12 protein-coding genes are annotated in these 13,463 nt (G+C 64.5%); 7 read left to right on the top strand and 5 right to left on the bottom strand.

The genetic code is table 11. The features are described 5' to 3' along the window. Window positions 1-12 precede the first annotated feature (12 nt). Together BBTA_RS01205 and BBTA_RS01200 are read right to left on the bottom strand one after the other, a co-directional pair. Window positions 13-1,587 carry an alkaline phosphatase gene (locus BBTA_RS01205; protein WP_012040602.1) on the bottom strand — a complete coding sequence of 525 codons (1,575 nt, stop codon included), beginning with the start codon at window positions 1,585-1,587 and terminating at the stop codon, window positions 13-15. Between the two features lie 148 nt (window positions 1,588-1,735). Next, entirely contained in the window at window positions 1,736-3,082 is a 1,347-nt protein-coding gene (locus BBTA_RS01200; RefSeq protein ID WP_012040601.1) for a TAXI family TRAP transporter solute-binding subunit, read from the bottom strand. A gap of 359 nt (window positions 3,083-3,441) precedes the next feature. Between BBTA_RS01200 and BBTA_RS01195 the strand changes: the two genes are divergently transcribed. Together BBTA_RS01195 and BBTA_RS01190 are read left to right on the top strand one after the other, a co-directional pair. Beyond that, the gene (locus tag BBTA_RS01195) at window positions 3,442-3,741 is read left to right on the top strand and encodes a 4a-hydroxytetrahydrobiopterin dehydratase (RefSeq protein ID WP_012040600.1); all 300 of its coding nucleotides are present in this window, start codon (window positions 3,442-3,444) and stop codon (window positions 3,739-3,741) included. Window positions 3,742-3,837: 96 nt separating this feature from the next. Beyond that, entirely contained in the window at window positions 3,838-4,245 is a 408-nt protein-coding gene (locus BBTA_RS01190) for a YkvA family protein (RefSeq protein ID WP_012040599.1), read from the top strand. 109 nt (window positions 4,246-4,354) lie between these two features. On the opposite strand, the gene BBTA_RS01185 is transcribed toward BBTA_RS01190, so the two are convergent. The 3 genes from BBTA_RS01185 to BBTA_RS01175 all read right to left on the bottom strand — a co-directional run bounded on the left by BBTA_RS01185 (window position 4,355) and on the right by BBTA_RS01175 (window position 8,189). Next, a complete protein-coding gene (locus tag BBTA_RS01185) occupies window positions 4,355-5,530 on the bottom strand; it encodes a TAXI family TRAP transporter solute-binding subunit (protein WP_012040598.1) in 1,176 nt (391 codons plus the stop codon). 142 nt (window positions 5,531-5,672) lie between these two features. Beyond that, entirely contained in the window at window positions 5,673-6,668 is a 996-nt protein-coding gene (locus BBTA_RS01180; protein WP_012040597.1) for a hypothetical protein, read from the bottom strand. Between the two features lie 546 nt (window positions 6,669-7,214). After that, entirely contained in the window at window positions 7,215-8,189 is a 975-nt protein-coding gene (locus BBTA_RS01175) for an NADPH:quinone oxidoreductase family protein (protein WP_012040596.1), read from the bottom strand. 337 nt (window positions 8,190-8,526) lie between these two features. On the opposite strand from BBTA_RS01175, the gene BBTA_RS01170 reads away from it, so the two are divergent. From BBTA_RS01170 to argG, 5 genes are all read left to right on the top strand, one after another. Beyond that, window positions 8,527-9,150, top strand: coding sequence for an invasion associated locus B family protein (locus BBTA_RS01170; RefSeq protein ID WP_041750250.1), 624 nt, complete (start codon window positions 8,527-8,529; stop codon window positions 9,148-9,150). A gap of 116 nt (window positions 9,151-9,266) precedes the next feature. Beyond that, complete coding sequence (rlmN, locus tag BBTA_RS01165) at window positions 9,267-10,478, top strand: 23S rRNA (adenine(2503)-C(2))-methyltransferase RlmN (protein ID WP_012040594.1); 1,212 nt, start codon at window positions 9,267-9,269, stop codon at window positions 10,476-10,478. Between the two features lie 164 nt (window positions 10,479-10,642). Further along, on the top strand, window positions 10,643-11,128 hold the full coding sequence (locus tag BBTA_RS01160) for a hypothetical protein (protein WP_012040593.1): 486 nt from the start codon (window positions 10,643-10,645) through the stop codon (window positions 11,126-11,128). A gap of 45 nt (window positions 11,129-11,173) precedes the next feature. Further along, window positions 11,174-11,959 (top strand): phosphatase PAP2 family protein, encoded by a 786-nt coding sequence (locus BBTA_RS01155; RefSeq protein ID WP_012040592.1) that lies wholly within the window; start codon window positions 11,174-11,176, stop codon window positions 11,957-11,959. 92 nt (window positions 11,960-12,051) lie between these two features. After that, a complete protein-coding gene (gene argG, locus BBTA_RS01150) occupies window positions 12,052-13,389 on the top strand; it encodes an argininosuccinate synthase (RefSeq protein ID WP_012040591.1) in 1,338 nt (445 codons plus the stop codon). Window positions 13,390-13,463 lie beyond the last annotated feature (74 nt).

The following is a 13,463-nucleotide window of genomic DNA, read 5'->3' as shown; positions in this document are numbered from 1 at the left end:
GCGGCCGCCAGCTCAGCCGAGCTTCGGGTCAAGGGTCGTCGACCACAGCGCGACGTCGGCGCGATCGCGCAGGGTCACGGTCATCTGCCCGGTCTCGCCCTCGATCTTGACGTGCCCGAAGAACTGCATGCCGGCTGACGGCGGCAGGTTCTGCTTGTCGAGACCCGGCGCCTTGATGAAGCGCACCTCGGGGCCGAAAGTGTTGTCGAGCTCGTTCGGGCCGAACGTGCCGGCATGCAGCGGGCCCGAGACAAACTCCCAGAACGGCTCGAAGTCCTGGAACTGCGCCTTGTTCGGATCATAGTAATGCGCGGCGGCGTAGTGCACGTCCGCCGTCAGCCACACCGTGTTCTGGATCGGCGCGGTCTTGATGAAGCGCAGGATCTCGGCGATCTCCAGCTCGCGCCCGCGCGCCGGACCGTCGCCCTGCGCAATCGCCTCAGAGCCCTTCTTGTTGGCCGCGTCGTCATAGACGATCAGGCTGAGCGGCATGTCGGAGGCGATCACCTTCCAGGTCGCGCGCGAGTTCAGCAGCGCCTGCTTCAGCCAGCGCATCTGCTCGGGCCCGATGAAATAGGACGACGGGCCATATTTGTCCTCGAGGTTCGGGCCGTTGGCGCCGCGATAGCTGCGCTCGTCGAGCACGAAGACGTCGAGATGCGGGCCGTAATTGATGGTGCGATAGACCCGGCCAGGCTCGGCGATGCTCTCGCGCATCGGATACATCTCGTGGAAGGCGCGGGCCGCGCGCGCGGCGAGCAGCTGGATGTTGCGCTCCTTGTAGGCCGCCGGCAGCTCCTTGGAGGCCGACCAGTTGTTGGTCACCTCGTGATCGTCCCACTGCACGAAGATCGGCACCTCGGCATTGAAGGCGCGGACGTTCTCGTCGAGGAAGTTATACTTATGAGCCGCCCGGAATTCGTCGAGCGTCTCGGCGACCTTGGCCTTCTCTTCCACCGTCAGGTTTTTCCAGACCTTGTTGTCCGGCAGCTTGACCTCGGACTTGATCGGACCGTCGGCATAGATCGTGTCGCCGGAATGGAGGAAGAAGTCGGGCCGGTGCTTCTTCATGGTGGCGAAGGTGAACATGCCGCCATCGTCGGGATTGATGCCCCATCCTTGTCCTGCCACGTCGCCGCCCCAGACGAACGAGACGTCGCGCTTGTTGCCGGGCGCGGTGCGGAAGCGCCCGACCACCGCCTCGCTTTCGACGGCGCTGTGCGAGAGGTCGCGGAATTTGACGCGGTAGAAGATGTCCTGGCCGCTCGGGAGGTTCTCCAGCAGCATCTTGGCGGTAAAATCGCTTTCGGGCAGCGCCGCGATCGGCGGCAGGCTGCGCGCGTTCTTGAACGACTCTGTCGTCGCGACCTCGACCAGCATTTGCGACGGGCGGTCGGCACGGGCCCAGACCACGCCGCCATCCATGCTGACGTCGCCGGACTGGACACCATGCGTGATCTGCGGCCGGTCGGCGGCGCGGCTCAGATAGGGCATCGACAGCGTCGTGACGCCGGCGGCAGCTGCCGTCGAGAGGAATCGGCGGCGGGACAGCCTGGACAGCTGCGGGCGCGAAAGGTGAATGGTCATGCGAATCTCCTGCTTGGATGGCGCGTGCAATCGGCGCCGCCACCACCACGGCAGGCCTAGAAAAGATTGGTGACGCTGGAATAACACGGCCATGCCGAGCACATCGGGATACCGTTCACAGGCGAGGACCGTTGGGGAACGGGCGGGCTCAGGTGCCGGCGGCGCGCAATTGCGCGCCGGTGCGCTGCAGATTGGCGGGCATGCTCATCAGGATCAGCTTGCGATCGGCGACCGCGTTGTGGAACTGCTCCAGCGCAATGTTGAACGCAGTGAGAGCGGCATGCTCGATCGCGCCATCCTCGAAGCAGGTCAGCGTATTGCGCAGGATCTCGTCGGCCTCACCTTGCAGCTGATCGAGCTCCTCGGTCGAATCGCTCTTGCGTGCGATCGTGATCATCTCCAGCAACCGGTCGCGCAGCGAGCTGTTGATCGTACGTTCGTCCCGCTTGAGATAGCCGGCGAACCAGGCGCCCGCCGAGCCCATCGCCGAAAGTGTCATCAGCCCCCACCAGATATAGTCGCTGTAGCGGTCCAGGAAGGTCTTCTCCTCACCGTCGACGAATGCCGCGGCACCGGGATGGGCGGGAATCGCGGCGTCCTTGTCGGTGTCGGGGGTCTCGATCTTGGCGGCCAGCGGGAACTCCGACATCAGCTGCTGCCGCACCGAAAACAATTGGCGGGCGAATGTCGACACCGTCGAATCCGACAGGCCCTTCCGCGCCACGATGTGGTGATTGAAGCTGATGGTCTTGACTTCGTCCTCCGGCCGGTCCGGCGAGCCGCCGAAGGCGCCCGCCGGGATTTCGGTCGCTTCGTATTCCGGATGGTTCTGCGCAATCGCCTCGGCGGAGTCGATCGCCAGGAAGGTCGGCACGCCACCATCCTTGGTCGCGGCGGCGATGGCATCCGCGGTGATCTTGCTGTTGATCGGTCCGGCCGCGAGATAGACATCCGCCTTCTGGTTGCGCACCGCCTCGGCCGCCTCCGAAATCGGAAATTGTACGATGTCGACCTTGCTGGCATCGACGCCGTATTGATGCAGGACGATCTTCAGCAGGTTCACATTTGCCGGGGTCCGCCCGATGATGCCGACCTTGTGCCCGGGCAATTGCGAGATCTTGGTGATCTTGGCGCCGCTCTTGCGTCCCTTGCCCTTGGCCACAGGCGGCACCCAAAGCACGGCGACGTTCTTGCGCAAGGTCGCGACGGCCTGGGCATTCTTCGGCACTTCGAGGTCGCCGCGCACGATCGCGAGATCGACCTTGGCGGCAGCGAGCGCCTGCGCGCTCTCGGCCGCGCCTTCGGTCGGCACGGGACGAAGCCGCACCGCGGCATGCGATTGCGAGAAGGCTTGGGTCAGGGCTTGAACGACCTTGAGGTCGTCACTGTTCGGGGGACCCACCGCGATCTTCAAGGTTACCGGCCGCATCGCGAAATAGTAGGCACCCGCCAGCGCGCCGACGATCGCGAGGATCCCGGCGATGACGATGAACACGGCAGGGCGCATTTGCGAGCGCTGCGCTGGCGTGGTCTGTGGGTCTACCAGGTCCGGTCCTCCGGTCATCCGACGGCTCGGAAGCGGCGCCACGCGCAGCGCCGCCTGCCCTCGTTCTTCTCTAAAGGTAGACTGTAGCAAATTTCTTGTCCGCCCAGGGTGACATCTGCGTCATGGTTACCGGAGCCGAAGTGGCCCGATCATCGGGGCAGTTCCATGACCCGGCGAGATTGGCCGGGTGAGAGCTGTCTTTTGGGCGATGTGGCGCAATCATCGGGACGGCTGCAGACTACGGTCCCGTAAAGGTCCGGGTGCGGCACAAGGGCGCGGGCCATCCACGAGGTGAATGGGAGGTTGACATGGTGGAACGATTATCAGCAGAGGCACGAACCGACGCGCTCCGGAAACTTTCCGGGTGGTCCGAGCTGGACGGTCGCGACGCGATCAGCCGCAGCTTCACGTTCCGGGACTTCAACGAAGCGTTCGGCTTCATGACGCGGGTCGCGCTCGTGGCCGAGAAGCGCGATCACCACCCCGAATGGCGCAACGTCTACCGCACGGTCGACGTCGTGCTCTCGACGCATGATGCCGGAGGCGTGACCCTGCTCGATGTCGAGCTCGCCGAAGCCATGGATGCGATCGCCGCGTCGATGGCCTGAATCCGGTCCACCCCGGCGACTTGCGGCAGCATTGGCCATCCCCACATGTGCCGGGGATCGCGCTCCATGGCGCCATCCGGAACCTGGAGATGACACATGGCGTCGGATACGACCGACTACAGCGTGGGTTTCGAGCCTGCCGACCGGCTGGCGCAGGACCGCGACACTGTGCGCCGGCGGTTCTGGGTCAAGTTCAAGCAGGTCGTTGCCCGGCTGCCCTTCGCCGAGGATCTGCTTGCCGCGTATTACTGCGCCTTCGACAAGGAGACGCCGCGGCACGTCCAGGCCGCGCTGCTCGGCGCCATCGCCTATTTCATCCTGCCGTTCGATTTTCTGCCCGACGTGATGCCTGTTCTCGGCTTCACCGATGACGCGGCCGTGCTCGCCACGGCCATCCGCATGGTGGCCTCGCACATCACACCGGACCATCGCGCTGCCGCGCGCGATGCACTTGCGCGGCTCGCTGCGAAGCATGATCCGGATGCAGAAGCTGACGCCGGTTGATGCCGGCTGGCCTTGGATGGCCACGGTCATCGTCTGAACTGCTGAACAAAAAGCCCCGCCATGCGGCGGGGCTTTTCATTTGCTTCAGGACTGAGCCGAGATCAGCCGCTCAGCGCTGTCCCCGAGCCTGGGCGCGGGCGCTGCCGGTCTTTTCGGCCTCCCAGGCCTGATACTGCTTGAACAGGGCTTCCCGCTCGGCGTCGCTCTGGAGGTTCTTGCCGGCGTTGCTCTGCTTCAGAAAGTCGTCGAAGCGATCGCGCTGGGCGCCTTCCATCGCGTGGCTCTCGAGCCATTTGCTCGCCGAGGGAAGACGCTGCCAGCCCGCGAGCGGCGCCGAGAGCGAGACTTCCTTCCACTTCGGATGGAAGGGCGGATTCTGGAACGCCGGAAACTTTGTGAAGAACGCATCGACGAAGGTCGCGAGCTTGCGATAACGATCGGTGTTCGGCGCCCAATTGTAGGCCGCGAGCACCGCCGGCACTGCGATCGTATCCACCTTTTCGCCCTCGGCGATCAGGTTCGGATAGTCCTTCGCGGTCAAGGTCGCCGGGAGATAGTCGTTCTGCAGCGGCCGGTCGTAATCCACATTGACGAGATGGAAGCGGCCGTCATTCACGAAGTTGCTGACCGATTTGTAGGGCTTGCCGCCGACGACGATGACGGCGTCGAGCTCGCCGCGCTTCAGCTTCTCCATCGCGATGCGCTGCTCGATATAGAGGAAGTTCGCCCGCAGGCCGAGCCGTTCGAACACGGTCAGCGCGGTCACGAAGGTGCCGCCATTGGGCAGGTCGACGCTGACACGGCGGCCTTCGAGGTCACGCAGATTGCGCACCGCACGCGGCGCGATCACCTGCATCTCCTCATTGTAGAGCTTGGTGACGTAGGTGAACTGCTTCTTGATGTCCTTGGCGAAGCCCTTGCGCTCCAGATAGTCCAGCGTGTCGGCGCGGACGACGCCGAGGTCGACACCCTGCAGGAACAGGATGTCGGCCACGCTCTGTACCGAGCCGCGGCCGACGATCGGCAGAACGCGCAGATTGTTGCCGTCATCCAGCAGGGAGGCGAGGTCGGCGCCGAACTGCACATAGGTGCCGCCGATCGTGCCGGTGATCAGCGTCACCGTGTTGGCGTTCAAAGCCTGCTTGGTCTGCACCGAGCCGAACTGGAAGATCGCCTTCAGGCTGTCGCTGACCTTGGCGGGATCGAATTCGCTCTCCTCGGCATGGGCAGAAAAACCGAGCGCGAGGACGATGGCGGCAACGGCCGCTCCAAAAAGACGTCGCATGTATCCCCCTTCATCAAGTCGGGCACATGATCGCTCACCGGAACGCGGACGGCACCGTGTCAAAGCGGGCGCCGAGGATTGGTTCGAAGATCATGTCTGAAAGCAAAAAACCAAACACGGCGGCAACGGCCGCCATGTGCGCTCAATTCTGCAGCTGGTCGAGGCGCCTTTGCGCTTCGGAGGAGCCGAGCTGGGCGGCCCTGCGATACCAATTGCGGGCGGCCGTCGGATCGGCATTGATGTTGCGGATGTCCTTCGTTCCGAGCACATGCGGATCATAGGTCTGCGCCAGCATCAGTGCCGCCGCCGGCTCCTGTGCTTCGGCGGCACGCTCGAGCAGCAGGCGGGCGGACGGAATGTCGCCTGCCGCGAGCAGCCCCTTGGCGCGCTTCATGATGCCGGCCAGCTCATCCGGCTCCAGCCGCCGCGTCTGCACCGGCGGAGGAGCCGCGGTCACCGCGCCAAGACCCGGCGCCACGATCGCAGCTCCGGCACCGGGGGACGTGATGGAGGACGGCGCCATGGCCGAGGGTCCGGCCGGCGCGGCAGCGGCGTTGGGTGCAGCAGGCGCAGGCTGAGTGACGACGCGATTCTGCAGCGCAGTCTGATACGCGTTGGCGATATCGTCCCGGCTCGGCGCGACGGCCGCTGTCTGCACCGGGGAGGCCGCGGCGGATACTTCCGGCGGCAGCCGGGCCGGCTCATTCAGCTGCATATCACGGGCGGTCAGCTGGGTGCCGCTGGGCTGGGGAGGCGCGGTGGGATCAGGGGTGCTGCCGATGATCGAAGCCTTGGCCGTGGCGATGAGGTCGCGGGTCGCATCCGACGTCACCAGCGCGAACAGCATGGCGACGCCGGCCGCGGCAAGAACCGCCAACAGAATGCGCGACGAGATCGACGTGCGGCGCGCCCGCGCCGGCCACTGCTCCTCGAACTGCGTGCTCTCGATGGGATGGCCGCTCTCATATTCGGAGAGGAACATCGGCATCGACTCGTCGGCCGGATAATTATCCTGGGCCGACCTGCCGAAACGATAGGTCCGATTGCGCTCAGGCGGCGGATCGTCAGGAAAAGGACCAAATCCAGATTCAGGTTGGTTCCTGTCCTCGAAACGTCCGCGGGTCGTCCGCTCAGCCATGGCCTTCTTCCCCATCTCACGTCACGCAACACACGTGCGGTCTCAAGCTCGTCAGAAGCTCGAGACCGTTACGATTGTTAGAGGCACCCCACTGCCACCAACTAATTGACTAATTGAATCCGACTAAAAGTGGACAAGAGCTGGCGTGATTCTGGGTAAATTATGATCTCATTGTGGCGAGCTGATCGGATTATTGCCCCGCGCAACGTGTGATAATCAAGAGGCAACAACGACTAATCACCCGAATTTACCGTGCCACAATTTGCCTTGGTTGCATTAACCAAGACACGCTCGTTTTTAGTTTTTCGTCACCAGGTTGCAACCGTCTGGCGGCAGATGTGGCGTAGCCGGCTCTGGCTGGTATCAGAAGATTGCCGCAGGACGATCATTCCGCACCGAAGTTCGTTGATCGCCCACGATGGCCAGCGAGCGATCAGGACGTATCAAATTAGGTCCGAAATGCAGCGCGCCGGCCACAGGGCCGGCGCTTTTTGACCGCGCATGACAACGCACGCCCCTCAACCAGGGCAGGCGATTCTCACGGCGTCACGGATGCAGGATCACCTTGCCCATGGCCTGCCGCCCGGCGAGGACCTTGAGGGCATCGGCGGTCTGCGCCAGTGGGAAGGTCCGATCGACATGCGACGACAGCTTGCCTTCCGCCGTCCACTGCACGAGCTTCTCGAGATTGGCGCGGTTCTTTTCCGGATTGAGCCGTGTCCATGCGCCCCAGAACACGCCGCGGATGTCGCAGCCCTTCAACAGCGCGAGGTTGAGCGGCATCTTCGGAATGTCACCGGCGGCAAAGCCGATCACGAGGAAGCGGCCTTCCCAGGCGATCGAACGCAACGCCGCTTCGGCGTAAGTCCCGCCGACCGGATCGAAGATGATGTCGGCGCCCTTGCCATCGGTCAGGCGGCGCAGGCCTTCCTTCAGATCTTCCTTGGCGTAGTTCAAGGTCAGCGTCGCGCCATGCTGCCGCGCGAATTCGAGCTTCTCGTCTGACGACGCGCAGGCGATGACCTTCAGCCCCATCAGCTTGCCGAGCTCACAGGCCGCAAGACCAGTGCCCCCTGCAGCGCCGAGCACCGCGAGCGTCTCGCCGGGCTTGGGGCTGGCGCGATCCTCCAGCGCATGCAGCGCCGTTCCGTAGATGATGATGATGCCGGCGGCGCGGTCGAAATCGAGATTGTCGGGGATCTTGACGATCGCGGCGGCGGGCAGCGCGATCTTCTGGCGGGCACCGTTATGTCCGCAGGACGCCACCACACGGTCGCCGGCCTTCAGATCGGTCACGCCTTCGCCGACGCTCTCGATGACACCCGCGACCTCCGCGCCCGGAGAGAACGGGAACGGCGGCTTCATCTGGTACTTGCCCTGGATCATCAGGATGTCGAAGAAGTTCAGCGCCGCAGCCTTGATCGCAATCACGGCCTCCCCGGGGCCAGCCACCGGATCCGGCACGTCCGCGAGGACGAGATCATCGGGCTGACAGAATTGCGAACAGAGAATGGCTTTCATGGGCGCTCCTTGGCTGTTGTCCGGGCCGGGCCCGGCTTTTGGAACGTCATGCCGGATTTGCACCCCCGCGACAATCGCCATGACGTGGGCATCACACGACGAGCAGCGACAAATACCGCCACTCGGAACAAAGACGCTCCGATGAGCGTCGAAGTCACGATCACCCAATGTGACGATGATCGCGAGCTTGCTGCGCGACCGACGCGCGCGGCCATCGATCCGGCTTTGCAAACGATGCGTTTAGCCGCTATCCCTCGCCGCAGCCGGTCGGCGATTCCGGGCCATTATGCAGTCACATTATTGGTCGAACGAAATCGCAGGGGAACTTAGCTTCATCATGTTTTTATTGCGATTGTCGACAGTGCTGGCGGCCGGCGTACTCGTGCTCGGCGGGCCGTCCCTGGCTTTGGCCCAGACGGCAGCACCCAAGGCCGGAGCCAAGGCTGCGGCGCCACAGCCGAAAGCCTCGCCCAAGACCGAGGCGAAACCGACGGTCCCGAACATTGGCGGCGTGGAACCGACGCTGATCGGCCAGTTCGGCGGATGGGGCGCCTATACGGCCGCGCCGGGTGGCAAGAAGGTCTGCTTTGCCCTTGCCAAGCCCGCCTCGTCAAAAACCAATCCGGCCAATCGACCGCGCGATCCAGCCTATGCCTTCGTCTCGACCCGGCCGGCCGAGAAGGTGATCAACGAGGTCTCGATCATGATCGGCTACGCGCTGAAGCCGGGCTCCGAGGCAACGCTGGACGTCGGCGGTGCCTCTTATGCGATGTACACCCAGGGTGACGGGCTCTGGATCAAGAATGCGGCCGAGGAAGAGCGCATGGTGGATGCGATGCGCAAGGCCCCCGAGGCCGTGGTCAAGGGCGTGTCGGCCAAGGGGACCGAGACCACCGACGTGTTCTCGCTGAAGGGCCTGGCCCAGGCGCTCGATCGCATCGCCCAGGACTGCCGCCGCTAGGTCAGGTCACGCCTTTACCGCCCTGTCTTGCCGGTCGCATTTGCCGGCCGGATCGTTATATAAGGCCACGAAAGCCTTCGGCCGCAGCGGCCGGGCAGCATTTTGGGCCCCTGGACATGGCAAGGACTGCCGGGCTGCGCGAACCCGCCGCGCCCCTCGAAAAGACCCCGCTCGAAACCTACGTGCCGCCGGCGAAGCCGTCGCTGATCGGGTTGTCGCGCGCGGAGCTGGCGGCCCGGCTCGGCGACGTCGGCGTTCCCGAACGGCAGCAGAAGATGCGGGTGCAGCAGCTGTGGCACTGGATCTACTTCCGCGGCGCCAGATCGTTCGACGAGATGAGCTCGGTGTCGAAGGATACGCGCACCGCGCTGGCCGAGCGCTTCACGGTCGACCGCCCCGAGGTGGTGGCCGAGCAGATCTCCAATGACGGCACCCGCAAATGGCTGCTGCGGCTGCCGAGCGGCGACGATCTGCAGAAGGCGCATGAGGTCGAATGCGTCTACATTCCGGAGACCGACCGCGGCACCTTGTGCGTCTCCTCCCAGGTCGGCTGCACGCTGAACTGCGCCTTCTGCCATACCGGCACACAGCGGCTGGTGCGCAATCTCACCGCGGGCGAGATCGTCGGCCAGGTCATGGTGGCGCGCGACCGGCTCAACGATTGGGCGGATCGCGAGACGCCGCACGGCAATCGCCTGATCACCAATATCGTCATGATGGGGATGGGCGAGCCGCTGTACAATTTCGACGCGGTGCGCGATGCGCTGCTGATCGTGTCCGACAATGAAGGCATCGGCATCTCCCGCCGCCGCATCACGCTGTCGACGTCGGGCGTGGTGCCGAACATCAAGCGCGCTGGCGAGGAAATCGGCGTGATGCTGGCGATCTCGCTGCATGCGGTACGCGACGAGCTGCGCGACGAGCTGGTCCCGCTCAACCGCAAATATCCGATTGCCGAGCTGCTGCAGGCCTGCCGCGATTATCCGGGCGCCTCGAATGCCCGCCGCATCACCTTCGAATATGTGATGCTGAAGGGCGTCAACGATTCGCTCGACGATGCCAGGCTGCTGGTCAAGCTGCTCAAGGGCATTCCAGCCAAGATCAACCTGATCCCGTTCAATCCCTGGCCGGGCTCTGCCTATGAATGTTCGGATTGGGAGCAGATCGAGAAATTCTCGGAATACGTCTTCAACGCCGGCTACTCCTCGCCGGTGCGCACGCCGCGCGGCCGCGACATCCTCGCCGCCTGCGGCCAGCTGAAGTCGGAGACCGAGAAGCTGTCGGCGCGCGAGCGCCAGGCGCTGCGCGCGATGGCGATGACGGATTAGTCGTCGTGATTATCGCCTCTATCGGCAAGCAACATCGTCATGCCCGGGCTTGACCCGGGCATCCATCACGTCTGCCAACGACTGTGAGATGGATGGCCGGGTCAGGCCCGGCCATGACAAGTGGAGAAAGCGGGACCGCGATTGACCAACATGGGTGTCATGCGATGGCGCTGATCGGCCGGCTCGTCGTGATCGCGTTCGCGTTCCTGGTCGCGTGCTTTGTCGCGGGACTGGTCGTCGTGACCGCCATCCTGTTCCCCGAACTATCAGATCTCGGCATCGCCCCGATCGACCAGAGCGCGTTCCAGATCGTCATCGGCTTCGGCTTCATCTTCGTATCCGGCTTCGCCTTGATCCCGGCGATGCTGATCGCCCTCATCACCGAGGCGTTGTCGATCCGCAGCGTACTCGCTTATGCGATCGGCGGCGGTCTGGTCGGCGCGGCCTGTTATCTCGGCTTGATTCCGTTCGATCCGGAGACGTTTCGCTTCGACAGCATCGACCACCGTCAGTTCGAAATCCTGAGCGGAGCCGGTATTCTCGGCGGCCTCGTCTACTGGCTGATCGCGGGACGCAATGCCGGCCGCTGGCGCGAGCCGCCGCCCGCGTTTCCGCCACCGCCGCCGCTGCCGTCGGGATCGCCGCGGTGATGGCCGGTCTTTCCAAGGCCACGCGCTTTCGCTAAACCGCGCGCCATGAACCGCACCGGCCTCTTCATCGCATTGTCGCTCGCGCTCGTCATCGGCGTGCTGTTCGGCGTCTACCCTGAGCTCGACCTCAAGCTGGCGGCGCTGTTCTATGATCCGCACACGCGCAGCTTCCCCTTGAAGCTGGACGGCTACGCCGCTTTCGCGCGGGACGCGGCGATGTGGGTCGCCTGGGGCCTCGCCTTGCCCTCGCTCGTCGCGCTGGTGGTCAAGCTGATCCGGCCCGACCGGCCGCTGCTCATCAGGGGCCGCACCGTCGCGTTCCTGCTGCTGACCCTGTCGCTGTCGGCCGGCGTGCTCACCAATTTCACCTTCAAGTCCTATTGGGGCCGACCGCGGCCGGTCGTCGTCACGGAGTTCGGCGGCGACATGCAGTTCGTACCGTGGTGGGATCCGCGCGGCGGCTGCGGCCGCAACTGCTCGTTCTTCTCCGGCGAGGGCGCCACAGCGTTCTGGACGCTCGCCCCGGCCGCGCTGACGCCGCCCGCGGTCCGGCCGATCGCTTACGGCGCCGCCGTGCTGTTCGGCCTCGCCACCTCCGTGCTGCGCATGGCGTTCGGTGGCCACTTCTTCACCGACGTCGCCGCCGCCGGCCTCGTCACCTTCCTCGTGATCTGGCTGACGCATGGCTACATCTACCGCTGGCCGTCGACACGCCTGACCGACGCCGGCATCGATGCCGCATTGACGCGGTTCGCCTGGCCGGGCTTCCGGCTGATGCGCCGGCTGTTTCGCTCCCGCCGCCGGACCGCGGGGGCCAACCCTGCGGCCTGAGCGCGATTAATCGCGTGCCCAAGGCGACGAAATCTGTTATTCGCCGCCGAATTTCGCAACGAAACCGTCACCACCACCCGGTTGAACTCCACATGACCACGATCCTGAAGGGCCTGCCCAAGGGCGAGAAAGTCGGCATTGCCTTCTCCGGCGGGCTCGACACCAGCGCAGCATTGCTCTGGATGAAACAGAAGGGCGCGCGCTGCTTCGCCTACACCGCCAATCTCGGCCAGCCCGACGAATCCGATTATGACGAGATCCCGCGCAAGGCGATGAGCTTCGGCGCCGAGAAGGCGCGGCTGGTCGATTGCCGCACCCAGCTGGTGCATGAGGGTATCGCCGCGATCCAGTCCGGCGCCTTCCACATCTCGACCGGCGGCGCGACCTATTTCAACACGACACCGCTCGGCCGCGCCGTGACCGGCACCATGCTGGTCGCCGCGATGAAGGAGGACGGCGTCAACATCTGGGGCGACGGCTCGACCTACAAGGGCAACGACATCGAGCGGTTCTACCGCTACGGCCTGCTCACCAATCCGAACCTCAAGATCTACAAGCCTTGGCTCGACCAGCAGTTCATCGACGAGCTCGGCGGCCGCGCCGAGATGTCGGCGTTCCTCACCGCCAACGGCTTCGACTACAAGATGAGCGCCGAGAAGGCGTATTCGACCGACAGCAATCTGCTCGGCGCCACCCACGAAGCCAAGGACCTCGAGAACCTCAATAGCGGCATCCGGATCGTCAACCCGATCATGGGCGTGCCGTTCTGGCGCGAGGACTGCGTCGTCAAGCCCGAGACCGTCGTGGTGCGCTTCGAGGAAGGCCAGCCGGTGGCGCTGAATGGCCAGACCTTCACCGATCCTGTCGCGCTGTTCCTGGAGGCCAATGCGATCGGCGGCCGCCACGGTCTCGGCATGTGCGACCAGATCGAAAACCGCATCATCGAGGCCAAGAGCCGCGGCATCTACGAGGCGCCGGGCATGGCGCTCTTGCACATCGCCTATGAGCGGCTGCTGACCGGCATCCATAACGAGGATACGATCGAGCAGTATCGCATCAACGGCCTGCGTCTCGGACGCCTGCTCTATCAGGGCCGCTGGTTCGACTCGCAGGCGCTGATGCTGCGCGAGACCGCGCAGCGCTGGGTGGCCAGCGCCATCACCGGCGAGGTAACCCTGGAGCTGCGCCGCGGCAACGACTATTCGCTGCTCAACACCGAGAGCCCGAACCTGACCTATCAGCCGGAGCGGCTGAGCATGGAAAAGGTCGAGGATGCCGCCTTCACGCCCGCCGACCGCATCGGCCAGCTGACGATGCGCAATCTCGACATCACCGACACCCGCACCAAGCTGAAGCTCTATTCGGAGACCGGCCTGTTGACGGGGTCGGAAGGCGCGCAGATCTTCCAGCTCGGCCACGACAAGGGCTGAGCAAAAGCTGCTGGCTGAGACGCGCACGACATTCACCGGTGTCCCTGAGAACGCAGGGACCCGTAACCACCTGC

This window comes from Bradyrhizobium sp. BTAi1, assembly GCF_000015165.1.
In the GTDB taxonomy this organism is placed as follows: Bacteria; Pseudomonadota; Alphaproteobacteria; order Rhizobiales; family Xanthobacteraceae; genus Bradyrhizobium; species Bradyrhizobium denitrificans.
The sequence above is the reverse complement of the archived record's forward strand: the minus strand, read 5'-3'. Positions and strand labels throughout refer to the sequence as shown.

Excerpts from the sequence above, each read along its gene's own strand:
- BBTA_RS01190 (WP_012040599.1), top strand. The coding sequence starts at position 3,838 with ATGGCGTCGGATACGACCGACTACAGCGTGGGTTTCGAGCCTGCCGAC.
- BBTA_RS01205 (WP_012040602.1), bottom strand. The coding sequence starts at position 1,587 with ATGACCATTCACCTTTCGCGCCCGCAGCTGTCCAGGCTGTCCCGCCGC.
- BBTA_RS01155 (WP_012040592.1), top strand. The coding sequence starts at position 11,174 with ATGAACCGCACCGGCCTCTTCATCGCATTGTCGCTCGCGCTCGTCATC.
- argG (WP_012040591.1), top strand. The coding sequence starts at position 12,052 with ATGACCACGATCCTGAAGGGCCTGCCCAAGGGCGAGAAAGTCGGCATT.
- BBTA_RS01180 (WP_012040597.1), bottom strand. The coding sequence starts at position 6,668 with ATGGCTGAGCGGACGACCCGCGGACGTTTCGAGGACAGGAACCAACCT.
- BBTA_RS01170 (WP_041750250.1), top strand. The coding sequence starts at position 8,527 with ATGTTTTTATTGCGATTGTCGACAGTGCTGGCGGCCGGCGTACTCGTG.
- BBTA_RS01195 (WP_012040600.1), top strand. The coding sequence starts at position 3,442 with ATGGTGGAACGATTATCAGCAGAGGCACGAACCGACGCGCTCCGGAAA.
- BBTA_RS01175 (WP_012040596.1), bottom strand. The coding sequence starts at position 8,189 with ATGAAAGCCATTCTCTGTTCGCAATTCTGTCAGCCCGATGATCTCGTC.
- BBTA_RS01160 (WP_012040593.1), top strand. The coding sequence starts at position 10,643 with ATGGCGCTGATCGGCCGGCTCGTCGTGATCGCGTTCGCGTTCCTGGTC.
- rlmN (WP_012040594.1), top strand. The coding sequence starts at position 9,267 with ATGGCAAGGACTGCCGGGCTGCGCGAACCCGCCGCGCCCCTCGAAAAG.
- BBTA_RS01185 (WP_012040598.1), bottom strand. The coding sequence starts at position 5,530 with ATGCGACGTCTTTTTGGAGCGGCCGTTGCCGCCATCGTCCTCGCGCTC.